The organism is Caulobacter sp. GW821-FHT09H08 (genome assembly GCF_059415885.1).
This window is the reverse complement of sequence record NZ_JBWKOC010000005.1, coordinates 231,781-253,818: the sequence shown is the minus strand read 5'-3', so window position 1 is coordinate 253,818 and position 22,038 is coordinate 231,781. Positions and strand designations below refer to the sequence as shown.

The following is a 22,038-nucleotide window of genomic DNA, read 5'->3' as shown; positions in this document are numbered from 1 at the left end:
CGAAGGGCTCGCGCGGCTAACGGTCACAGGCCGCCCTATAGCCCATCGGGCAGAACGGGTTTTTCACGCAACAGAATGATCGAAATTCGACGATTGCCGGCCAGGGTCGGATCGTCGGCGTACAGCGGCTCGGAATTGGCCTTGCCGGACACCTGATAGATGCGGTCGTCGTCGACGCCCACGCTGCGCAGGACCTGGCGCGAGGCGTCGGCGCGCTGGGCCGACAGGGCCCAGTCGCCATCCTGCTTCTTGCCATAGGCGTTGGCGCTGGTGTGGCCCGAGATCGTCACGCGGTTCGGCAGCTGGTTGATCACCTTCGAGACGGCGCGCAGCAGGATCTTGGCCCGGTCGTTGGGGACCTTGGAGTTCTCCTGGAACATCGCCCGGCCTTCCTGGTCGACCAGCTGGATGCGCAGGCCTTCCGGGGTCTGGTCGATCAGGATCTGTTTCGACAGCTCGGCCAGCTCGGGCATGTCCTGCAGCGACTGGCGCAGCGACTGGGCGGCCGAGGCGAAGCTGTCCTGTTCCTTCTTGGCCAGGGCGTCGCGCAGGGCTTGCTCGCTGGCGGCGTCGAGGCTGGCGGTGGTGGTGCTTTGGCCGTCCTTGTTGACGTCGTCCGGCGCTTCCGGAGCCATTTGCTGGATGACCGACATCTTGCCGTCGGCCTTGGCGCCGTCGTCGCCCAGCGAAGTGCCGCCCAGGATGCCGCCCGAGCCGCTCGTCGTGGACGAGATCGAGGCGGGCGCGAAGTAGTCGGCAATGCCTTGCTTCTGCTCGGGGCTGGTCGTGTTCAGCAGCCACATCAGCAGGAAGAAGGCCATCATGGCCGTCACGAAGTCGGCATACGCCACCTTCCAGGCGCCGCCATGGTGCCCATGACCGCCGCCCTTCTTGACCTTCTTAATGATGATCGGCTGTTCGGAGTTGACCGCCATCGTGCTTAAGCCTGCTTAACCGTAAGGCCGCAACCTGACGAAAGGTGGTTAAGATGGGGTTGCCGAAGCCCGCGCGGGGCGCGTAATCCCGAGCCGTCTGAGAGGGAGTTTCGGCATGAAGACGGCGTTTATCGGCCTGGGCGTGATGGGTTTTCCGATGGCGGGCCACCTGAAGGCCGCCGGCCATGAGGTCTCCGTCTACAACCGCAGCCCCGAAAAAGCCCGCCGGTGGGCCGAAAAGCACGGTGGGCAGGCCTTCGAGACCATCGCCCACGCGGTGGCGGGCGCCGAAGTCGTGCTGCTGTGCGTCGGCAACGACAATGACGTCCGCGACGTCGTGGCGCAGGCCCTTCCGGCCCTGATCGAGGGCGCGGTGGTCGTCGATCACACCACGACCTCGGCCACCGTGGCCCGCGAGACGGCCGAGTTGCTGACCCAGAGCGGTCGCGCCTTCGTCGATGCGCCGGTGTCGGGCGGCCAGGCGGGCGCTGAGAACGGCCAGTTGACGATCATGGCCGGCGGCGACCAGGCCGCCTACGACCGCGTGCTGCCGGTGATCGACGTCTACGCCAAGGCCGTCCGTCGCATGGGCGAGGTCGGTGCGGGTCAGCTGACCAAGATGTGCAACCAGATCGCCATCGCCGGCGTGGTCCAGGGCGTGGCCGAGGCCCTGCATTTCGCCAAGCGCGCCGGCCTGCCGACCGACGACGTGCTGGCCGCGATCTCCAAGGGCTCGGCCCAGTCGTGGCAGATGGAGAACCGCTGGCCGACCATGGCGCGCGGCGAGTTCGAGTTCGGCTTCGCGGTCGACTGGATGCGCAAGGATCTCGGCATCGCCCTGGAAGAGGCGACCCGCAATGGCGCCAAGCTGGAGAGTACGGCGCTGATCGACCAGTACTACGCCGAGGTCCAGGCCTTGGGCGGCAATCGCTGGGATACGTCGAGCCTGGTGGCGCGGCTAGAGAAGTAGCCTCAACTCCGCTCATCCCCGCTTTCGCGGGGATGAGCGGTGAAAAGGCGATCGATCAACTCACCGGCGTTCCAGTTCGGATCGCGTGGCGCGACCACAATCCGCGTCCGCCGTTCGAACGCCCTCAGCATTTCCACTGTCTGATTGAGGTCCGGCGCGTCCAGGCTCTCGCTGATCACGATAGCGGCCACGACTAGCCCTCGCGCTCGCATGACCTCCAGCGCGGTCAGCAGATGGCTGGCCGTGCCGAGATAGCTGCCGGCGACCAGCAGGACGGGCAGGGCGAGGGCGGTCATCAAGTCGAGATTGGTGGCGTCGTCGGTCATTGGCGACATCACACCACCCGCGCCCTCGACGAGAGCGAGGTCGACATCTTGAGCTTCCAGCCAGGCCCGGCAATCGGCGACTAGGTCGCTCATGACCAGGGTTTCGCCCTCGAGCCGCGCGGCGATGTTGGGCGCGAGCGGAGCGCGGTAGCGGCGCGGCGAGACCTTCTCCCAGTCCTGGGGGCGGCCCATGGCGGCGGCGAGACGGGCGGGGTCGCTGCTCTCCGGCGCATCCGGATCGATGCCGCTGACCACGGGCTTGAAGGCGTCGACGCTCAGGCCGCGGGCCTGGGCGGCGCGGAGCAGGGCGCAGGCCACGTGGGTCTTGCCGAGATCGGTGCCGGTCCCGGCGACGAACAGGGCCTTCATGTCCGCAACTCGGCGATGGCGTCGGCCAGGCGGACGACATCGGCGTCGTCGTGCATGGCGCTGAAGGCTACGCGCAGGCGGGCCGTACCTTCCGGCACTGTCGGCGGGCGGATGGCGACGACAAGGAAGCCCTGCGCCTCCAGCGCGGCCGAGGCGGCGAGGGCGGCGTCGGCGCTGCCGAGTACGACCGGGACGATCGGACTTTCGGCGTCGGGCAGGCCCAGGCGGCGCGTGAACAGGCGCGCCTTGGCGACGGGCTGGGCTGTCAGTTCCGGCTCGGCTTCGATGAGATCCAGCGACGCCAGGGCGGCGGCCGCCGAGGCGGGGGGCAGGCCCGTGGCATAGACCAGGGTGCGGGCGCGGGTCTTCAGGAGGTCGATCACCGCCTGGGAGCCGCACAGATAGCCGCCGTATGAGCCCAAGGCCTTGGAGAGCGTGCCCATCTGCAGCGGGATGCTCGCATCCGGGAACAGGGCGCCGGAGCCTCGTCCTTCGGCCAGCACGCCGACCCCATGGGCGTCGTCGCTGAGCAGCCAGGCGTCATGGGCTTCGCAGAGGGCCGACAGCGCGCCGAGCGGGGCGATGTCGCCGTCCATCGAGAAGACCCCGTCTGTGGCGACCAGGGCGCGACGGGCGACGGGGCGTTCGGCCTTCAGCAGGCGCTCAAGATCGGCGACGTCGTTGTGGGCGAACTTGACGATCTTGGCGCCGGAGAGCTGCGCGCCGGCCCAGATGCAGGCGTGGGCCAGGGCGTCGACGAAGATCGCGTCGCCAGGGCCGACCAAGGTGGGGATGACGCCAGTATTGGCCAGATAGCCCGACCCGAACACGCAGGCCGCCTCGGTTCCCTTCAGGCGAGCCAGGCGCTTTTCCAGGTCGCTCAGCAGCGGATGGTCGCCGGTCACCAGGCGCGAGGCGGCCGCGCCCGCGCCGTAGTTCAGCGCCGCCTCGGCCGCCGCCGCGCGGACGGCGGGGTGCTGCGACAGGCCCAGATAGTCGTTGCACGAGAACGAGATCAGCCGCTTGCCGTCGCGCTCCACGACCGCGCCGTCGTGGCGACGGGTGGGCTTGAGGCGGCGGCGCAGGCTCTTGGCGTCCAGGGCCGTCAGCTTCTCGCCGGCGAAGGCGTCGAGGCTTTGCATGTCGTTTCCCTTTGCGGCGCTCAAGCGGGCGGCATAGGCAAGGCGCCCCGAGTCCGCAAACGGAAAGCGCCGTCATGTCCGATCCTGCTTGGCTGACAGCTGGCGCTGCCCACGTCTGGCGGCCCTACTGCCAGATGAAGACCGCGCGACCGCCGCTGCCGGTCGTGGCGACGCGCGGTTCGCGGCTGGTGCTGGCCGACGGGTGCGAGCTGGTCGATGGCCTGGCCTCGTGGTGGACGGCCTGCCACGGCTACAACCACCCGCACATCGCCGACGCGTTGCGCAAGCAGATCGAGACCATGCCGCACGTGATGTTCGGCGGCTTGGCGCACGAGCCGGCCTATCGGCTGGCGGAACGGCTGGCCAAACTGCTGCCGGGCGAGTTGAACCACGTGTTCTTCGCCGAGAGCGGCTCGGTCTCGGTCGAGATCGCCATGAAGATGGCGCTGCAGTTCCAGATCAATCGCGGCGTTCGGGGGCGGACCAAGTTCCTGGCCTTCCGGGGCGGCTATCACGGCGACACCCTGGCGACGATGACGGTCTGCGATCCGGAGGAGGGCATGCACAGCCTGTTCGCCGGCGTCATGCCCGATCAGGTGATCGCTGACCTGCCGCGTGATACGGCGAGCGATGCGGCGCTCGACAAGCTGCTGGCGCAGCGTAGCCATGAGATCGCGGCCATCCTGGTCGAGCCCTTGGTCCAGGGCGCGGGCGGGATGTTGCTGCATACGCCCGAAGTGCTGCGGACCCTGCGCCGCCTGGCCGACAAGCACGGTGTGTTGCTGATCTTCGACGAGATCTTCACGGGCTTTGGCCGTACCGGGACCCTGTTCGCCATGCAGGCGGCGGGGATCGAGCCAGACATCGTCACCCTGTCCAAGGCCTTGACCGGCGGGACCCTGCCGCTGTCGGCGGCGGTGGCGTCGCGCAAGGTGTTCGAGGCCTTCTGGTCCGACGATGCGGGCGCGGCCCTGATGCACGGCCCGACCTACATGGCCAATCCGCTGGCCTGCGCGGCGGCTAACGCCTCGCTGGACCTGTTCAAGGACGGAAGCTGGTCCACGAACGTGTCTCGGATCTCGGCGGCCCTGGCTGAAGGGCTGGAGCCGTGCCGGGCGGGAAAGGGCGTGGTCGATGTCCGGACGCTCGGCGCGATCGGCGTGGTGGAGTTCGACGCGCCAGTGCCGGTGAGCGATCTCTGTGTGCGTTTCGCTGAGCTCGGGGCCTGGATCCGGCCGATGGGCAAGGTGGTCTATCTGACCCCCGCCTTCACGACGCCGGACGCGGACCTTGCGCTGCTGGCATCGGCTGTCCGCAAGGTGGTCGGCGTCGCCTGACCGCGATTGACCCGGGGGACGGGGTCTGGTCCAAGCACGGCCATGTCCTCCAAGTCGTCTCCGCTCACGGTCCTGGAATATCTCGCGATCCTCGCGATCATCCTGACCTGGGGGATCAACAACGCCGCCGCCAAGGTGGCGACGGCCTATCTGCCGCCGATGCTGATGGGTGGCCTGCGGTTCGCCTCGGCGCTGGTTTTCCTGTTCCCGTTCATCAAGCCGCCGTTTCCGGAGCCCAAGAAGCTGTTGGCCATCGTGCTGCTGACCGGGCCGATCCACTTCGGCGTGATCTATGTCGCCTTCAGCATGGCCGACGCTCTGAGCCCTTTGGTGGTGGCCAGCCAGCTGTGGATCCCGTTCACGGCCATCTTCGCCTGGCGGATGCTGGGTGAGACCATGCGGTTGCCGGCGGTGATCGGGTTGGCGATCGCCTTCGTCGGCGTGGCGTGGATGAGCCTGGACCCGCACGCGGCCGGCGACCTGCCGGCGATCGTGCTGATCGTCTTCGCCAGCGCCTGCTGGGCCGTGGCGACGGTGTTGGTGCGCAAGACGCCGGGGATCAAGCCGCTGAAGCTACAGGGCATGACGGCGCTGATCGCCGCGCCGGCGCTGCTGGCCATGTCGGCGGTCTTCGAAACGGGGCAGGTCGCCAAGATGCAGGCCGCGCCGCCGATCGCCTGGCTGTGCGTGCTGTTCGCCGGTGTCGTCTCGACCATCGGGGCCAGCGCCTTGCTGTTCTGGCTGGTCCAGCGGCGCGAGGCCGGGCGCGTGACGCCGTATTTCCTGCTGACGCCGCTGGTGTCGTGCACCATCGGCGTGCTGCTGCTGGGCGACAAGCTGACGGTCCAGCTGCTGATCGGCGGCGGCGCGACCATGATCGGCGTCGCCCTGGTCGCCCTGACCGAGAAAAGGGCCAAGGCCTCGCAGGCCTTGGCCGAGGGCGCCTAAGCTACTTGATCACGCCGCAGGCGGCGCGCGCGCCGGCGCCGCCGATGGGCTGGCTGGTGTGGTCGTCCGGGCTGGCGTGGACCACGATGGCCGAGCCGTCGGCGTCCAGCAGGGCGGGGCGGCCGCCGGCGCCCTTCAGGGACACCAGGGTCGAATAGGCCTCGGCCGTGGCCGCGCCATCGGCGTTCGCGAAGACGTTCGGCAGGTCGCCGCTGTCGTTGGCGGCCGGGTTCAGCAGGCCGTGGACGGTCGTGGCGGCCGTGTGGACGTGGGCGCCGGCCGACTTGAAGTCCGGCGCGCCGCAGTCGCCCTTCTCGTGGAAATGGACCGCGTGCCAGCCCGGCGTCAGGCCCTTGAGTTCGAGCTTCAGCAGCACCCCGTGCGGGGCTTCCGTGACCGTCACCACGCCAGCATCCTTGCCGTCGCCGGTCTTGATCACGGCGGTCGCGGAGGTCTGGGCCAGGGCGGGGGAGGCGGCGATCAGGGCGGCCAGGGCGACACCGGTGGCCACGGGAAGGCGGATCATGCGTTTTTCCTTCGAATTCAAGCAAACAGCGGGGGAGTAAGCGCCCCAAAAGGTGGCGCCGTCCCTGTCCCAATGCTAACAGTTTAAGACTGTTCCGTGTCCGATTCTGACGGCGAAAAATCCCCTTGAGCGACGAACACACCACGATCCCCGCCGACGGTTCTCGCGGGGATGTTGCCCCGATCAATATCGAGGACGAACTCCGCCGCTCTTATCTCGACTACGCGATGAGCGTGATCGTCAGCCGCGCCCTGCCGGATGCGCGCGACGGTCTCAAGCCTGTCCACCGTCGGGTGCTGTTCTCGATGCACGAGCAGGGGCAGACGCCGGAGCGTCCGTACGTCAAGTCGGCCCGCGTGGTCGGTGATGTCATGGGTAAGTATCACCCGCACGGCGACGCCTCGATCTACTTCACCCTGGTCCGCATGACCCAGTCGTTCTCGATGGGCCTGGTGCTCATCGACGGCCAGGGCAACTTCGGCTCGGTCGACGGCGATATGCCGGCCGCCATGCGCTACACGGAGTGCCGCATGGCCCCGCCGGCCATGTCGCTGCTGGCAGACCTCGACAAGGATACGGTCGACTTCGCCGACAACTACGACGGCAAGGAGCAGGAACCGACCGTCCTGCCGTCGCGCATCCCCAACCTGCTGGTCAATGGCGCGGGCGGCATCGCCGTCGGCATGGCGACCAACATCCCGCCGCACAATCTGGGCGAAGTCATCGACGCCTGCCTGCTGGTGATCGACGATCCGGAGGTCACCACCGACCAGCTGCTGGACCTGGTGCCGGGTCCGGACTTCCCGACGGGCGGCGAGATCATCGGCCGCGCGGGTCCGCGTCAGGCGCTGCTGACGGGCCGTGGCTCGGTGATCATGCGCGGCGTGGCGACCGTCGACGAGATCCGCGCCGGCCGCGAAGCCATCATCATCACCGAGATTCCGTATCAGGTGAACAAGGCCAACCTGGTCGAGCACATCGCCGAGCTGGTCCGCGAAAAGAAGATCGAGGGCATTGCCGACATCCGCGACGAGTCCAACCGCGACGGCATGCGCATCGTGGTCGAGCTGAAGCGCGACGCCTCGGGCGAGGTGATCCTGAACCAGCTGTACCGCTTCACGGCGCTGCAGAGCTCGTTCGGCGTCAACATGCTGGCCCTGAACCGCGGCCGCCCCGAGCAGATGGGTCTGCACCAGCTGGTCAAGCTGTTCGTCGAGTTCCGCGAGGAAGTCGTCGTCCGCCGGACCAAGTTCGAACTGGGCAAGGCCCGCGATCGCGGCCACGTGCTGGTCGGCCTGACCATCGCCGTCGCCAATATCGACGAGTTCATCCACATCATCCGCTCGTCCAAGGATCCGACCGAGGCCCGCGAGCGCCTGGTGGCCAAGGCCTGGCCGGCGGGCGACATGCTGCCACTGGTCGAGCTGATCGCCGACCCGCGCACCCTGCAGGAAGACGGCGGCCTGATCCGCCTGACCGACGAACAGGCCCGCGCCATCCTGGCCCTGACCTTGTCGCGCCTGACCGGCCTGGGCCGTGACGAGATCGGCAACGAAGCCGCCGCGCTCGCCGACGCCATCCGGGGCTACCTGGAGCTGCTGTCGGACCGCGCCAATATCATGGCCGTGGTTCGCGAAGAGCTGGTCGAGGTCCGCGAGAAATTCGCCATTCCGCGCCGCTGCCAGATCGTCGACGGCGACGCCGACATGGAAGACGAGGACCTGATCGTCCGCGAGGACATGGTCATCACCGTCACCATGGGCGGCTACGTCAAGCGCACTCCGCTGGCCAACTACCGCACCCAGCACCGGGGCGGTAAAGGCAAGTCGGGCATGGCGACCAAGACCGAGGACGCCGTCACGCGCGTGTTCTCGGCCTCGACCCACGCGCCGCTGCTGTTCTTCACCTCGGGCGGCAAGGTCTACAAGCTGAAGGTGTGGCGCCTGCCGCTGGGCGTCGCCAATTCGCGCGGCAAGGCGTTCGTCAACCTGCTGCCGATCGAGCCGGGCGAGACCATCACCTCGATCCTGGCCCTGCCGGAGGACGAGGCGACCTGGGGCAGCCTGGACGTGATGTTCGCCACCCGCTCGGGCAGCGTGCGTCGCAACAAGCTCAGCGACTTCGTCGACGTCCGCCGCAACGGCAAGATCGCCATGAAGCTGGACGCCAATGAATTGGGCGGTCGCGACGGCATTGTCGGCGTCGCGGTGTGCAACGCCGACCAGGACGTGCTGCTGACCACGGCTGCCGGCCGCTGCATCCGCTTCTCGGTCGACGAGGTGCGCGTGTTCGCCAGCCGCGATTCCACCGGCGTGCGCGGCGTGAAGCTGGCGGGCGAGGACACCGTCATCTCGATGGCCGTGCTGCGGAGCGTCGACGCCACCCCGGCCGAGCGCGCCGCCTATCTCAAGCATCAGCGCGCCATGCTGCGCGCCACAGACGGCGAGGACGGCGAAGACGTCGCAACCGCTGCCGACGACGGTGACGAAGAGGTCGGGGAAGCCTCCCTGACGCCGGAACGCATCGCCGAACTAGGCGCTGCCGAGGAGATCCTGCTGACGGTGTCGTCGGAAGGCTTCGGCAAGCGCACCAGCGCTTATGATTTCCGTCGTACCGGCCGTGGCGGCCAGGGCCTTGCCGCGCAAGACCTGAGCAAGCGCGGCGGCCGTCTGGTGGGTTCGTTCCCGATCGACGAGAGCGACCAGATCCTGCTCGTGACCGACCAGGGCCAGCTCATCCGGGTGCCCGTCTCGCAAATTCGTGTTGCAGCGCGGAATACTCAGGGCGTAACCATCTTCCGCACGGCGCAAGACGAGCACGTCGTCAGCGTCGAGCGCCTCGCCGATTCCGGCGGGGACGACAACCAGGGCGAGGACAGCGGGGCGGACGAGACCCCGTAATCCTTCAAGCCCTTAGCGAAGGGGGTTGCATGCGGGTTGGGCTTTATCCGGGGACCTTCGATCCGGTCACCAATGGTCACCTCGACATCATCGGTCGGGCCGTGAAGCTGGTCGACAAGCTGGTGATCGGCGTAGCGGTGAACATCGGCAAGGGGCCGCTGTTCTCGCTGGAGGAACGGGTCGCCATCCTGGAGAAGGAGACGGCGCACCTGACCAAGATCGCGCAGATCGAGGTCAAGCCGTTCGAAAGCCTCTTGATGCACTTCGCCCGGGACGTAAACGCCCAGATGATCGTGCGCGGCCTGCGGGCCGTGGCCGACTTCGAGTACGAGTTCCAGATGACGGCGATGAACCAGCAGCTGGATCGCGAGATCGAGACCGTCTTCCTGATGGCCGACCCGCGCCACCAGGCGATCGCCTCTCGCCTGGTCAAGGAGATCGCCACCCTGGGCGGCGACATCGGCAAGTTCGTGCCGGCCGGCGTGGCGGAGCAACTGCTGGCGAAGGTAAAGCGGGGCTAGGCTCCGCCTTGACCTCCATGCCCTCCTGGTGGCCCAGGATCGAGCGCGTGGCGGCCGCCTTCAAGGCGACCACCCGCCGCGCCAAGGGCGCGCATCATTCCGTCTATGTCATCCTGCTGCGCGACTCCCGACGGGCCGACCCCTGGGGCGTCTATGTGGGGCAGACCAGCCTGGACCCCGACGTGCGGTTCGACCAGCACAAGAGCGGCTATAAGGCCAGCAGCGCCGCCAAGCGGTTCGGCGTCAGGCTCGTCCCCGACATTGTCGCCCATCTCAACCCGATGCGGGCTTGGGAATCCCTGGAGCTCGAAGCCGCTCTCGCCGAGGCCTTCCGCGCGGCCGGCGCACCCTGGGTCGAAGGCGGACATTGAAGGGGCTTGCCCCGATCCGGCCGAATTCCTGCGCTTCAAAGGCTGCCGCACTTGTCGGGGAGGCTGTGTCGTTCTACGCCCACCCCCGACCTATCTGTTCGGGGAATTCGATGAAGCTCGCCATGACCGCCGCCGTGCTGGCGCTCGCCGCCACCACGGCCTCGGCCCAGACCGCCGCTCCGGCTAGCGCGGACTGGCGCGTGCCTGATCCCAATAACGTCATCGTCGTCGAGACCAACAAGGGCCGGATCATCGCCGAGCTCTATCCGCAAGCGACCCCGGCCCACGTCGAGCGCGTGCGCGGCCTGGTGAAGAGCGGCTTCTACGATGGCCTGACCTTCTTCCGCGTCATTACCGACTTCATGGCCCAGACGGGCGACCCGCAGAACACCGGCATGGGCGGTTCGGACCAGCCCAACCTGACGGCCGAATTCACCTTCCGCCGCGGCGCGGGCCTGCCGTTGGGCGCCAGCTTCAAGGCCGGAACCAACGAGCAGGGCTGGATCGGCGTGCTGCCGGTGACCAGCCAGCCCTCGGCCCTGGCCGTGATGACGGCCGACCGCAAGGTGGCGAGCTGGGGCAACTTCTGCCCCGGCGTGCTGGGCATGGCCCGCGCCGGCGACCCCGACAGCGCCAACAGCCAGTTCTTTTTCATGCGCGCGGCCAACGCCTCGCTGGACAAGACCTACACCGCCTTCGGCCGCGTGCTGCAGGGCGTCGACGTCGTGCGCAGCATCAAGGTCGGCGAGCCCGCGCCGGATCCGCAAGACAAGATGATCAGCGTCAAGCTGCTGGCCGACCTGCCGGCGGACAAGCGGCCGACGATCCAGGTGATGGATACGCGCGGCGCGGCCTTCAAGGCCCTGGTCGCCAAGCGTCAGGGCGAGCTAGGCTCCAGCTTCACCAATTGCGATGTCGACATTCCTGTTCAGGTGAAGTGATGACCTTTTCGCGCGCGCTCCTGGCCGGGCTCTGCCTGGCGGCGATCACCAGCTCGGCCATGGCGGCTTCGACGCCGGCCAAGCCGACCGAAGCCGACTGGCGCACGCCGGCCCCGGAAACGGTGATGGTGATCGACACCAACAAGGGGCGCGTGCTGGTCGAACTGGTTCCGGAGGTCGCGCCCAACCACGTGGCGCGCCTTCAGGAACTGACCAGGACCGGCGTCTATGATGGCCGCACCTTCTTCCGGGTCATCGACAAGTTCATGGCCCAGACGGGCGACCCGTCGAACACGGGCGAGGGCGGCACGGACAAGCCGAACCTCAAGGCCGAGTTCACCTTCCGCCGCACGGCCGAGATCGGTTTCGTGCCGATGGCCGCGCCGGCGGGCCTGGAAGTGGGTTTCATCAAGTCGCTGCCGGTCGTCAGCCAGGCTTGGGCCTGGAGCGAGATGACCAGCGACAAGAAGGTCTCGGCCTGGGGCACCTACTGCCCCGGCGTGATCGGCATGGCGCGCGACGAGGACAACAACTCGGCCAACAGCCAGTTCTTCCTGATGCGCCAGCCCTATCCGTCGCTGGACAAGCGCTACACGGCTTTCGGCCGTGTCATCAGTGGCCTGGAAGCCGTGCGCGCCATCAAGACCGGCGAGCCGGTTCCGGCGCCGCAGGATCAGATGCAAAAGGTTCGTCTGCTCTCGGACATCCCCGAGGGCGAGCGGCCCAAGGTGCGCGTGATCGACCCCAAGAGCCCGTGGTTCGCGGCCGAGACCAAGCGTCTGCGGGCCTTGAAGGGGGCGGACTTCTCGGTCTGCGACGTCGACCTGCCGGTCGAGCTTCTCTGAGCCAATACCGGTTTCCGGGCAAACTTGGTTCACAGGCGGCGGTAAACCACGCTAGAAGCGCGGTCACACCATCTCCATCCAAGGGAAGACCATGTCGGCCGACCTCGAAAACACCCTGATCCTGACGCTCGAGAGCGGTCCGGTCACGATCAAGCTTCGCCCCGATCTGGCCCCCGGTCACGTCGCCCGCATCAAGGAACTGGTGCGCGAGGGCTTCTATGACGGCGTCGTCTTCCACCGCGTGATTCCGGGCTTCATGGCCCAGGGCGGCGACCCGTCGGGCACCGGCCGCGGCGGTTCGGACAAGCCGGACCTGAAGGCCGAGTTCAACGACGAGCCGCACGTCCGCGGCGTCTGCTCGATGGCCCGCACCCCGAACCCGGACTCGGCCAACAGCCAGTTCTTCATCGTGTTCGACGACGCGACCTTCCTGGACAAGCAATACACCGTCTGGGGCCAGGTGACCGAAGGCATGGACCATGTCGACGCGCTGCCGAAGGGCGAGCCGCCGCGTGCGCCGGGCAAGATCGTCAGCGCGCAGATCGCCGCCGACGCGTGACGCCTTCGCTGCGAGCCGCCTATGCGGAACCTCGGCGCCAGTATCACACGCTGGCGCATATCGAGGACTGCCTGGCGCGGCTCGCGGCGGTTGCCGACCTGTCGGACCGCGATCGAGCGGTCCTGACCGCCGCCATCTGGTGGCATGACGCGATCTACGATCCGACCCGTGGAGACAACGAGGCGCTGAGCGCCGAGATGGCGGGTCGCGATCTTCCCGGCCTCGGCTACGAGCCCGAAGCCGTCGCTGAAATCCAGCGACTGATCCTGCTGACAAAGGGACACCAGGTTCCGGCGGAGGACCCGCTCGGCGCCCTGATGGTGTCGATCGACCTTTCCATCCTGGGCGCGGATCGCGAGACCTACGACGCCTACGCGCGGGCCATTCGCGTCGAGTACGGGCATGTGCCCGATAAGGCCTATCGGTTTGGGCGGGCCCGCGTGCTGCGGCATTTCCTGGACGCGCCGGTCCTGTTTCCGAACGAGGCTTTCGCCGCGCGTTTCGACGAGGCGGCGCGCGCCAACCTCAGCCGCGAGATCGAGGCGCTTAGCGCCGCCTGAAGGTGACGACCACCGGCCGGTGGTCCGAGCCCAGCGCCGGGCCGCGTTCGATCTTCACCGCATGCCAGTCTTCGCCCGAATAGACGTGGTCGATCGGCAGGAACGGCGCGGGAGCGGGGGCCACGCGCGAGAAACGGCCCGCCGGCCAGGACGCCAGGGCCAGGGTCCAGCGACGCAGGCCCAGCGCCTTGTCTTGCCGCTTCAGCGAGAACGACCAGGGCGTCGAGTTGAAATCGCCGGTCAGGATCAGGCTCTTGCGATCGAACTGCTCCAGCGCGCCGGCCAGCTTGCGGCCCTGGGCCTGCTGGGGACCGGCCGGGATCGGCCAAGTGTAGTGGACGCCGACGACGGTGAAGGGGCCGTTCTTGTCGGCGAGGGTCGCCCAGGCGCCGGACAGGTAGGGCGCTTCGGGCGGCATGCCGCCGCGCGCCACCATCTTCTTGCGCGAGAAGATCCAGGTCTCGCAGCGGCTGGCCTTGTCGCACGAGGCGAACGGATATTCGGCACGCAGGGCTTTGACGACCGCCAGGGCGTCGCCGGCGCCTTCTTCCAAGACCACGACGTCGGCGTCCTGGGCCAGCAGCCAGTCCAGGCTCTTCTTGGGGGAGTGGTTCTCGTACCAGACGTTGAACTGGATGACCTTGAGGTCGCTGGGCGCTTCCGTCGCCGGCTTGAACCTGTTGGCGGCCACCAACTCCGGGCCCATCATCGCGGCGCAGGCCACGACCGCTGTCAGGCCGAGCCCGACCATCACCCAGCGTTCGCCCTCGCGCGCGAAGAGCCCGCCCAGCAGGATTGCGCCGGCGCCCATGGCCAGCCACAGCGGCATGGCGTGGGTGAAGGCGTCCAGGCGATCGCTGAACAGGCCGCCCAGGCACGCGACCGCCAGGCCGGCGCCGGCCAGCCCCAGCATGAGGGCGGTGCCGCGCACGAGCAGGCTCAGGAGTTGGACGATCAAGCGCATAAATCGCCCATAGCACGCCTCGCCGAGGGATGACCTGTGTCTATTCGCCGGGGTGGTAGAAGAAGCTGATGTTGCGGATGCGCTCGCCGCCGACTTCGAGGCTGCCGGTCATGACGATCCGCGCGGGGCCGCCGTTGGGGCCGAGCTTCCGGGCGGTCTCCAGCGCCTTCAGGTCCGGGACGAGCCACAGCACGACCTCGCCCACACGCGGGTCCTTGGCGCGGTAGGTCAGTTCCTTGGCGTCGACGCCGTAGCTGTCGGGCAGCAGGCGCAGGTCGACCTTGTGATAGGTCTGGCCCAGCTCGTTCTCGGCGGTGGGGCTGGTGACATCCTCGAAGTGCAGGAAGATCGGGGCGTAGGTCGTCGTGCGTTTGCCCGCTTCCCAGTCGGCGAAGTCCGATGGGCTGCCGATGCTGAGGGATTCCAGCTTCCAGTTGCCGGCCTGGACCGTCGTCTCGGTGAAATAGAAGCCCGTGAGGTCCAGGTTCGGGTCGTGCTTGAAGCCGCTCGCCGCTGTCTCCGCGGCCGGGGTGGGCGCCTGGGCCGGCGGTGCGGCGGCCGTCTTCTGCTCGGCGGGCGGGGACGGCGCTTCGGTCTTCGTGTCGCAGGCGGCGAGCATCGACAGCGATGCGAGGGCCGGAACCAGCAGGCGCTTCATGGCGATCTTCCCCCGGAGAATGTCGTTCGCCGAGACAATGCTTCGGCCGCCCCAGGGTGTCCACCAGGCCGCAAGTCTTGACCTTCCGGGCCCATCGTGCGCTTGAAACCCGCCCATGCGCCTTTCCGACTTCGATTTCGACCTCCCCGATGACCACATCGCCCTGCGCCCGGCCGAGCCGCGCGACGCCGCGCGGTTCCTGGTGGTTCGCCCGGGGCAGCCGCTCGCCGACCATGTGGTCCGTGAGCTGCCCGACTTCCTGCGTCCCGGCGACGCCCTGGTCTTCAACGACACCCGCGTGATCCCCGCGCGCCTGTCCGGCCTGCGTGAGGGACGGACGACCGGCGGCGCCGATGGCACGCCAGTGGCCGTCGAAGCGACGCTGCATCGCCGCGTCTCGCCCAGCCGCTGGAGCGCCTTCATGCGCCCAGGCAAGCGGCTGAAGGTCGGCGACCGCGTGGCCTTCGGCTCGCGCGACGACCGCGCCTGCGAACTCGACCGCCTGGACGCCACCATCGCCGAGAAGCACGAGGGCGGCGAGATCCTGCTGTCATTCGACCTTTCGGGGCCAGACCTCGACATCGGCATCGCCAAGCACGGCGACATGCCGCTGCCGCCCTATATCGCCGCCAAGCGGGGCGAGGACGAGCGCGACCGCGCGGACTACCAGACCGTCTACGCCCGCGAGGACGGTTCGGTGGCCGCCCCGACCGCCGGCCTGCACTTCACGCCCGACCTGCTGGAGCGCCTGAAGGCCAAGGGCGTCTCGCTACACTTCGTGACCCTGCACGTGGGCGCGGGCACCTTTCTGCCGGTCAAGACCGACGACCTCTCCGAGCACAAGATGCACGCCGAGTTCGGCGAGGTGACCGCTGAGGTGGCCGACGCCCTGAACGCGGTCCACGCCGCTGGCGGGCGGATCATCTGCGTCGGCACTACCAGCTTGCGTCTGCTGGAAAGCGCCACCGGCGAGGACGGCGTCGTCCGTCCGTTCGCGGACGAGACGGCCATCTTCATTACGCCTGGCTACCGCTTCCGCGCCGCCGACGTGCTGATGACCAACTTCCACCTGCCCAAGTCGACCCTGTTCATGCTGGTCAGCGCCTTCGCCGGTCAGGCGACGATGCGGGCGGCCTATGAGCACGCCAAATCCACGGGCTATCGTTTCTATTCCTACGGCGACGGCAGCCTGCTGTTCAAAGACGAGACCCGCTGATGGCCTTCCCCTTCGAGATCAAGGCCACCGAAGGCAAGGCCCGCACCGGCGTCCTGAAGACCCCGCGCGGCGACATTCGCACGCCGGCCTTCATGCCCGTGGGCACCGCCGCGACCGTCAAGGCCATGACGGTCGACCAGGTCAAGGACACCGGCGCCGACATCATCCTGGGCAACACCTATCACCTGATGCTGCGCCCTTCGGCCGAGCGGGTGCATCGCCTGGGCGGCCTCCACAAGTTCATGCGCTGGGACAAGCCGATCCTGACCGACAGCGGCGGCTTTCAGGTCATGAGCCTGTCGGGCATCAGCAAGCTGACCGAGGAGGCCGTGACCTTCTCCAGCCACGTGGATGGCTCCAAGCACGTGCTGACGCCCGAGCGCTCGATCGAGATCCAGGCCGACCTGCTGGGCAGCGACATCGTCATGCAACTGGACGAGTGCGTCGCCTGGCCGGCCGAGGAGGCCAGAGCGCGCAAGGGCATGGAGCTCTCCGCCCGCTGGGCCCAGCGCTCGAAGGACGCCTTCGGCACGCGCGACAGCCAGGTCCTGTTCGGCATCCAGCAGGGCTCGACCTTCGAGAACCTGCGCCGCGAGTCCTCTGACCGCCTGCGCGAGATCGGCTTCGACGGCTATGCTATCGGCGGCCTGGCGGTCGGCGAGGGCCACGAGGCGATGTGCGAGGTGCTGGACTACGCGCCCGGCCTGCTGCCCGAGGACCGCCCGCGCTACCTGATGGGCGTCGGCAAGCCCATCGATCTGGTGGAAGCGGTGGCGCGCGGCGTCGACATGTTCGACTGCGTGCTGCCCACCCGCTCGGGCCGCCATGGCCAAGCCTGGACCTGGGACGGGGCGATCAATCTGAAGAACGCCAAGTTCGCCGAGGACGAGTCGCCGCTCGATCCCGACAGCGACTGCCCGGCCAGCCGCGACTATTCGAAAGCCTATCTGCGGCACCTGTTCAAGGCCGAGGAGATCCTGGGCCAGGTGCTGCTGTCCTGGCACAACATCGCCTTCTTCCAGGCCCTGACGGCCGCTATGCGCGCGGCCATCGCGGAAGGGCGCTTCGAGCAATTCCGCCGCGACTTCCGAGCGCGGCACCTCAATCAGGGCTAATCCCGAGGCCCCTGCGGCACCAGCGGGGCTTCTTCCTTGACGATCGGGAAGCGCGGCTTGCGCGGACCGTAGGGATCGCGCGGCGGCGGCATGCCGGGCTCCACGACGGGCGGCCCGGTCAGCGGCTTGTGCTGCGGCGTGGCCGGCGGATTGCAGCCGCGCGCCTCGCCCAGACCCTTCAGATAGGCCCGCCGGACGTTGCCGGAGGTGATGGCGCTCTGGACCAACCGGTCGTGGCGCTCGGCCCCGGTCAGCTTCCGCACCCAGCCGCGCATGGGGATCATGTCCTGCGCCGTGCTGGCGATGGCGCCCAGCGCCGCCTGGCCCGCCGCCTTGCGGCCGCGATCCATCAGGTCCTCGTTCTCCTCGGGTGGATTGCGGTCGATGTCCTCGCCCAGCGCGGTGTCCAGCGGCGCGACCAGCTCGATCAGGCTGTTGCAGTCGGCGCGGACCGGGCGCTGGTAGGGATCGTCCATCGCCTCCAGCAGCACGCGCGGGATCTTGGTGCGAACCAGGTTCACGTCGCGCAACGGCGCGCTGACCGCGCCGCTGATCCCTTCCTTGTTGGCGTCGGAGGTCGATTTGATTCTGCCGTCGTCGGTGGGCTGGACGGGCGAATCCTGGGGCGAGGAGGGTGGTCCTCCGGACAAAGGCGGCGGCTCCTGCTGCTGCGCGAAGGCCGTTCCGGCCAGGGTCGCGCTGCAAAAGGCCGCCAAAAGCAAGGTTCTACGCATGACTCACCCTAACCCGCTCACAGCTTTACCATCATCCATCGGAAAAACGGCGAAACCATGCTTGCGGCGACCAGGACCCCCGACTATGGTCCGCGCCGCTTCCACCGGCGCCCGCCGGATCGTTAGCGGGCCGGTAGCTCAGTGGTAGAGCATTCGACTTTTAATCGAATGGTCGTGGGTTCGAACCCCACCCGGCCTACCAAACCTTCGAATAATCACTAAATAAAACAATTACTTATTCGAGGTTTGACAGTGAAGGTTTGACTTTCCTGTCTTGCTGGCGCCGTTTTTCGCGAAAATTCGACGGCCTGCGCATCCACTAGCACCCTCACATGGCCACCACTTCTTCCATGAGTGTCTGCTCCAGGCTAGATTCACTCTATGGACGTATTTGACTGGCTCGCAGAGTGGTACGAGGCGCAGTGCGACGGGGAATGGGAGCACAGCTTCGGCCCCGAGATCGGCACGATCGACAACCCTGGTTGGTCGGTAAAGATCGACCTGGCCGGAACGGATTGCGATGGGCGAACTATGGAGCGTCGCTCGCAAAGCTACGAGCATATGACGGAGTGGTGGACCTGTTGGGTGGAGGACAATGTCTTCCATGGAGCTGGTGGGCCACGCCAACTACGTCCCATGCTGGAAGCGTTTAGGGCCTGGACACTGACCGACTAGCGGCCCAGCCCAAGGTCCGCAACGGGGGCGGACGTCAACTAGAGCGCTGAAGTCAACCTTTCACATGTCTCTTGCACTATAGGCTCAGCCCAAGCCTGAGCGCGATCGTGCTTCTCGTCCTCGCGCGCCCGCACATCTGGATGCCAGAGTTCACGCCGTGAACCGAGCTGGATGGCGTCTGTTTCGCTGACGATGGCGACCATGTCGGTCAGATACCCCCGAATGTCCGGCGCGACGTCGTCTTCATATGGAGCGAGCGCCACGGCGGCTTCTAACGCTGAAATGCGTCTCTCCAGGAAATCCGCCGCGATCGATATCAGCGCTGCGCGCACTTTCTGTTCCATGAGTCCGAAGATCGCCGTGCCGATCTAGGTTCGCAAGCAGTACCTATGGCCGTCCTTAACGCGCTGAAAGCGAACCCTCGTCTCGGCGTGATTTCGAGACGGGAACGGGGTGGCTTCGCAGGTTTGACAGTCGCCAGCTAAGTGGTTGAATTGCCTCAAGGGCAATGCGGTGGGTTTGACAGCGTAAGGCTTTGACAAACCTCAGTTGTCACCTTCCCACCCGGCCTACCAATACTTCTATTCAGCAAGCGTTCGGGCTCAATCGAGCGACCGCGCTCCGCGTCAGTATTCTCATCTAGTGCCTTACGTTCAGTATCTCTCGCAGCTTTATGGCTGTCTTTGAGCGCTTGACCTAAGTGCCGCTTCCGTGGCGGACTCCCGGATAGGGGGTGATCATGAATGATGCGGCTATAGAGAGATTGAAAGCGGTTGGCCTGCTGCTGATTGGCGTATTCCTGGTTTTTGGGCTTATGGACCTCTCGCCAAATTTCTACGGCCCCTTTGCGTGGATGGCGCACCACAAGTCTATGGCGCCTTGGTTTTCTGGATTTGCTACCACGACGGGTGTCATCGTTGCGCTGACGAACGCTCAGCTCAAAGAGTTGAGCGATGACCGTAGGGCCGCGCTCGCGATAAAGCGCGCTGAACGGTCTCTTGCAGAGTCCGCCTGTTCGATAGCGAATGGGGCTCATGTTATTTGTGTGATTATAATAAAATGCCTTTTGGAAGATAATTGGATAAGGTGGCGGTCAGATATTTCTGACCTAGTTTCTCCTTCGCTTGATATATTTCGGGGGAATTCCGGAAGATTGCCTGCGTATCAGCTCCCATCAAAGGGTGTTAGGGTTTGGTATCGTATTGATACATATGTTTTTCATGTAATTGTTGGTGTAAAAAGATTTTCGGAAATTTCTGAATCCGAAGATTTGAAGAAATTATCTTCGATAAGAAGTTCCATTCTTAGAGATTGTGTTTTTGTTATTGAGTGCGCCCGAGGGCTTGCTGATATATTGAAGATTGATGTTGAGTGGGATTTTGGAACAATTGAGCCCTTTGATGCGAAGTCCGCTGTAGAGGAAGCTTTGGGCGAGGCGGCTTTCTGATCGGTCAAGGGTTGTTGTTTTGTCTTGCGGTTTGGGGGGCGATCATTTGATGGGGCCAGTTTTTCTCCCACCCCCACCAGCCTTTTCTCGTTTGCCCCATTGCACCGGTAGAGATTTAAGCGGCTCAGTTTCAACGACGCCGTCGGGACCCTTAACCGTCCTGGCGCGTTCAACCTTTGCCTTGAGCTATGTGGCGAGCCCGGACCCTGGACGACGATCAGACGATGACCGCCGACACCGCCGCGCGCCGGGCTTCCCATAACTCGGGTAGTGGGCCGCCGGCTAAGCGGCCATTTTTCCGCAGGCGCTCCGCCATTCCGGGCTTTGGCCTGACGATGGGCGTGACGCTGACCATCCTGTCGCTGATCGTCCTGATCCCGCTGACCGCCGTGGTCCTGAAGGCCTCGCAGCAATCGCCGGCCGACTTCTGGGCCGTGGCGACGTCGCAGCGCTCCATGGCCGCCTATCGCCTGAGCTTCGGCGCGGCGTTCGTGGCCGCCGTGGTCAACGGCATTTTCGGCGTGCTGACGGCCTGGGCGCTGGTCCGCTACGAGTTCCCGGGCAAGACCATCGTCAACGCCCTGGTCGACCTGCCGTTCGCCCTGCCGACCGCCGTGGCCGGCATTGCCCTTGCGACGCTCTATTCGCCGAACGGCTGGGTGGGGCAGTTCCTGACGCCGCTGGGCATCAAGGCCGCCTACAACCCGGTCGGCGTAACCATCGCCCTGATCTTCATCGGCCTGCCGTTCGTGGTCCGCACCATCGAGCCGGTCCTGCGTGACGCCGCCGAGGACGTCGAGGAGGCCGCCGCCAGCCTGGGCGCCAACCGCGTCGACACGATCCTGCGGATCGTTCTGCCGGCCCTGGCGCCAGCCTGGCTGACCGGCTTCGCCATGGCCTTCGCGCGCGGTGTTGGCGAGTACGGCTCGGTGATCTTCATCGCTGGCAACATGCCCTACAAGTCCGAGATCGCGCCGCTGCTGATCATCATCCAGCTGGAGCAGTTCGAGTACGCCCGCGCCGCGACGATCGCCGTCGTCATGCTGACCGTCTCGTTCACGATGCTGTTCGTGATCAACGCCATCCAGGCCTGGGCGCGGAGGTTCGACTGATGGCTAGCGCCACCCATCACCGCCGGGCCACCGATGATCCGACCTGGGCGAAGGTCCTGATCGTCGGCGTCGTCATGGCCTTCCTGGCGCTGGTTCTGATCCTGCCGCTGGCCGCCGTGTTCGCCGAGGCGCTGCGCAAGGGCCTGGGCGCGGCGTTCGAGGCGATCAACAACCCCGACGCTTTGGCGGCCGTGAAACTGACCCTGATCACCGCCGCCATCGCGGTGCCGTTCAACGCCGCCTTCGGCCTGTGCGCCGCCTGGGCGATCGCCAAGCACGAGTTCCCTGGCAAGTCGCTGCTGATCACCCTGATCGACCTGCCGTTCTCGGTGTCGCCGGTCGTGGCGGGCCTGATCTATGTGCTGATCTTCGGCCTGCAGGGCTGGTTCGGCGAGACCCTGGTCGACAACGACATCAAGATCATCTTCGCCGTGCCCGGCATCGTGCTGGCGACCGTCTTCGTGACCTTCCCGTTCGTGGCCCGCGAGCTGATCCCGCTGATGCAGGAGCAGGGGACCAGCGAGGAGGAGGCGGCTGTCTCGATGGGCGCCGGAGGGCTCTACACCTTCTGGCGGGTGACCGCCCCCAACGTGCGCTGGGGCCTGATGTACGGCGTACTGCTGTGCAACGCCCGCGCCATGGGCGAGTTCGGCGCGGTGTCGGTGGTCAGCGGCCACATCCGCGGCCTGACCAACACCATGCCGCTGCACGTCGAGATCCTCTACAACGAGTACGACTTCGTCGGCGCCTTCGCCGTAGCGGCCCTGCTGTGCCTGCTGGCCGTGGTGACCCTGGTGCTGAAGACGGTGGTCGAGGCGGCCCAGCCGGGCATGCGCGGCCGCGGCGGACACTGAATGGACTTCACGA

24 protein-coding genes and 1 tRNA gene are annotated in these 22,038 nt (G+C 66.7%); 17 read left to right on the top strand and 8 right to left on the bottom strand.

Going from position 1 to position 22,038, the window contains the following annotated elements:
• Nucleotides 1-35: 35 nt before the first annotated feature.
• On the bottom strand, nt 36-935 hold the full coding sequence (locus AC07NN_RS19020) for a flagellar motor protein MotB (RefSeq protein WP_494644585.1): 900 nt from the start codon (nt 933-935) through the stop codon (nt 36-38).
• Between the two features lie 115 nt (nt 936-1,050).
• Here AC07NN_RS19020 and AC07NN_RS19015 point away from each other — a divergent pair, with 115 nt between their 5' ends.
• Nucleotides 1,051-1,905: an NAD(P)-dependent oxidoreductase gene (locus AC07NN_RS19015; RefSeq protein WP_494644581.1), complete on the top strand. Its 855-nt coding sequence runs from the start codon at nt 1,051-1,053 to the stop codon at nt 1,903-1,905.
• Nucleotides 1,906-1,907: 2 nt separating this feature from the next.
• On the opposite strand, the gene bioD is transcribed toward AC07NN_RS19015, so the two are convergent.
• Nucleotides 1,908-2,600 carry a dethiobiotin synthase gene (gene bioD / locus AC07NN_RS19010; protein WP_494644579.1) on the bottom strand — a complete coding sequence of 231 codons (693 nt, stop codon included), beginning with the start codon at nt 2,598-2,600 and terminating at the stop codon, nt 1,908-1,910.
• Nucleotides 2,597-3,742 (bottom strand): 8-amino-7-oxononanoate synthase, encoded by a 1,146-nt coding sequence (gene bioF / locus AC07NN_RS19005; protein ID WP_494644577.1) that lies wholly within the window; start codon nt 3,740-3,742, stop codon nt 2,597-2,599. Before bioF ends, bioD begins: the two co-directional genes overlap by 4 nt.
• Before the next feature lie 74 nt (nt 3,743-3,816).
• On the opposite strand from bioF, the gene AC07NN_RS19000 reads away from it, so the two are divergent.
• Nucleotides 3,817-5,079: an adenosylmethionine--8-amino-7-oxononanoate transaminase gene (locus tag AC07NN_RS19000; protein WP_494644573.1), complete on the top strand. Its 1,263-nt coding sequence runs from the start codon at nt 3,817-3,819 to the stop codon at nt 5,077-5,079.
• 6 nt (nt 5,080-5,085) lie between these two features.
• The gene (locus tag AC07NN_RS18995; protein WP_494644569.1) at nt 5,086-6,027 is read left to right on the top strand and encodes a DMT family transporter; all 942 of its coding nucleotides are present in this window, start codon (nt 5,086-5,088) and stop codon (nt 6,025-6,027) included.
• Between the two features lies 1 nt (nt 6,028).
• Here AC07NN_RS18995 and sodC read toward each other — a convergent pair whose 3' ends face one another.
• Nucleotides 6,029-6,553: a superoxide dismutase[Cu-Zn] gene (gene sodC, locus AC07NN_RS18990; protein ID WP_494644565.1), complete on the bottom strand. Its 525-nt coding sequence runs from the start codon at nt 6,551-6,553 to the stop codon at nt 6,029-6,031.
• A gap of 125 nt (nt 6,554-6,678) precedes the next feature.
• Between sodC and gyrA the strand changes: the two genes are divergently transcribed.
• The 7 genes from gyrA to AC07NN_RS18955 all read left to right on the top strand — a co-directional run bounded on the left by gyrA (nt 6,679) and on the right by AC07NN_RS18955 (nt 13,250).
• Nucleotides 6,679-9,453, top strand: a complete 2,775-nt coding sequence (gene gyrA / locus AC07NN_RS18985) for a DNA gyrase subunit A (protein WP_494644562.1) — start codon at nt 6,679-6,681, stop codon at nt 9,451-9,453.
• 29 nt (nt 9,454-9,482) lie between these two features.
• The gene (coaD, locus tag AC07NN_RS18980) at nt 9,483-9,974 is read left to right on the top strand and encodes a pantetheine-phosphate adenylyltransferase (protein WP_494644558.1); all 492 of its coding nucleotides are present in this window, start codon (nt 9,483-9,485) and stop codon (nt 9,972-9,974) included.
• Nucleotides 9,975-9,982: 8 nt separating this feature from the next.
• Nucleotides 9,983-10,345 carry a hypothetical protein gene (locus AC07NN_RS18975; RefSeq protein WP_494644556.1) on the top strand — a complete coding sequence of 121 codons (363 nt, stop codon included), beginning with the start codon at nt 9,983-9,985 and terminating at the stop codon, nt 10,343-10,345.
• Between the two features lie 110 nt (nt 10,346-10,455).
• On the top strand, nt 10,456-11,286 hold the full coding sequence (locus AC07NN_RS18970; RefSeq protein ID WP_494644554.1) for a peptidylprolyl isomerase: 831 nt from the start codon (nt 10,456-10,458) through the stop codon (nt 11,284-11,286).
• Nucleotides 11,283-12,131 (top strand): peptidylprolyl isomerase, encoded by an 849-nt coding sequence (locus tag AC07NN_RS18965; protein WP_494644552.1) that lies wholly within the window; start codon nt 11,283-11,285, stop codon nt 12,129-12,131. Before AC07NN_RS18970 ends, AC07NN_RS18965 begins: the two co-directional genes overlap by 4 nt.
• Nucleotides 12,132-12,222: 91 nt before the next feature.
• A complete protein-coding gene (locus AC07NN_RS18960; RefSeq protein ID WP_494644550.1) occupies nt 12,223-12,690 on the top strand; it encodes a peptidylprolyl isomerase in 468 nt (155 codons plus the stop codon).
• Entirely contained in the window at nt 12,687-13,250 is a 564-nt protein-coding gene (locus AC07NN_RS18955; RefSeq protein WP_494644547.1) for an HD domain-containing protein, read from the top strand. The genes AC07NN_RS18960 and AC07NN_RS18955 overlap by 4 nt, the downstream gene beginning before the upstream one ends.
• Here AC07NN_RS18955 and AC07NN_RS18950 read toward each other — a convergent pair.
• Together AC07NN_RS18950 and AC07NN_RS18945 are read right to left on the bottom strand one after the other, a co-directional pair.
• The gene (locus AC07NN_RS18950) at nt 13,237-14,214 is read right to left on the bottom strand and encodes an endonuclease/exonuclease/phosphatase family protein (protein ID WP_494644545.1); all 978 of its coding nucleotides are present in this window, start codon (nt 14,212-14,214) and stop codon (nt 13,237-13,239) included. The two genes, AC07NN_RS18955 and AC07NN_RS18950, sit on opposite strands and share 14 nt — an antisense overlap.
• Nucleotides 14,215-14,254: 40 nt before the next feature.
• The gene (locus AC07NN_RS18945; RefSeq protein ID WP_494644542.1) at nt 14,255-14,872 is read right to left on the bottom strand and encodes a hypothetical protein; all 618 of its coding nucleotides are present in this window, start codon (nt 14,870-14,872) and stop codon (nt 14,255-14,257) included.
• Between the two features lie 115 nt (nt 14,873-14,987).
• Between AC07NN_RS18945 and queA the strand changes: the two genes are divergently transcribed.
• Together queA and tgt are read left to right on the top strand one after the other, a co-directional pair.
• Entirely contained in the window at nt 14,988-16,088 is a 1,101-nt protein-coding gene (gene queA, locus AC07NN_RS18940; RefSeq protein ID WP_494644539.1) for a tRNA preQ1(34) S-adenosylmethionine ribosyltransferase-isomerase QueA, read from the top strand.
• Nucleotides 16,085-17,203: a tRNA guanosine(34) transglycosylase Tgt gene (gene tgt, locus AC07NN_RS18935; protein ID WP_494645024.1), complete on the top strand. Its 1,119-nt coding sequence runs from the start codon at nt 16,085-16,087 to the stop codon at nt 17,201-17,203. The genes queA and tgt overlap by 4 nt, the downstream gene beginning before the upstream one ends.
• Here tgt and AC07NN_RS18930 read toward each other — a convergent pair.
• Nucleotides 17,200-17,937, bottom strand: coding sequence for a hypothetical protein (locus tag AC07NN_RS18930; protein WP_494644536.1), 738 nt, complete (start codon nt 17,935-17,937; stop codon nt 17,200-17,202). The genes tgt and AC07NN_RS18930 overlap by 4 nt on opposite strands.
• Before the next feature lie 127 nt (nt 17,938-18,064).
• Here AC07NN_RS18930 and AC07NN_RS18925 point away from each other — a divergent pair.
• A tRNA-Lys gene (locus AC07NN_RS18925) sits at nt 18,065-18,139 on the top strand.
• A 179-nt stretch (nt 18,140-18,318) separates the two neighbouring features.
• Nucleotides 18,319-18,612, top strand: a complete 294-nt coding sequence (locus AC07NN_RS18920) for an immunity 53 family protein (RefSeq protein WP_494644534.1) — start codon at nt 18,319-18,321, stop codon at nt 18,610-18,612.
• Between the two features lie 38 nt (nt 18,613-18,650).
• On the opposite strand, the gene AC07NN_RS18915 is transcribed toward AC07NN_RS18920, so the two are convergent.
• A complete protein-coding gene (locus AC07NN_RS18915) occupies nt 18,651-18,956 on the bottom strand; it encodes a hypothetical protein (RefSeq protein WP_494644531.1) in 306 nt (101 codons plus the stop codon).
• Nucleotides 18,957-19,351: 395 nt separating this feature from the next.
• On the opposite strand from AC07NN_RS18915, the gene AC07NN_RS18910 reads away from it, so the two are divergent.
• The 3 genes from AC07NN_RS18910 (at nt 19,352) to cysW (ending at nt 22,025) form a co-directional block, all read left to right on the top strand.
• Nucleotides 19,352-20,059 carry a hypothetical protein gene (locus AC07NN_RS18910; RefSeq protein WP_494644527.1) on the top strand — a complete coding sequence of 236 codons (708 nt, stop codon included), beginning with the start codon at nt 19,352-19,354 and terminating at the stop codon, nt 20,057-20,059.
• A 224-nt stretch (nt 20,060-20,283) separates the two neighbouring features.
• Nucleotides 20,284-21,171, top strand: a complete 888-nt coding sequence (gene cysT, locus AC07NN_RS18905; RefSeq protein WP_494644524.1) for a sulfate ABC transporter permease subunit CysT — start codon at nt 20,284-20,286, stop codon at nt 21,169-21,171.
• Nucleotides 21,171-22,025, top strand: a complete 855-nt coding sequence (cysW, locus tag AC07NN_RS18900; RefSeq protein ID WP_494644522.1) for a sulfate ABC transporter permease subunit CysW — start codon at nt 21,171-21,173, stop codon at nt 22,023-22,025. Before cysT ends, cysW begins: the two co-directional genes overlap by 1 nt.
• The last annotated feature ends 13 nt before the right edge of the window (nt 22,026-22,038 follow it).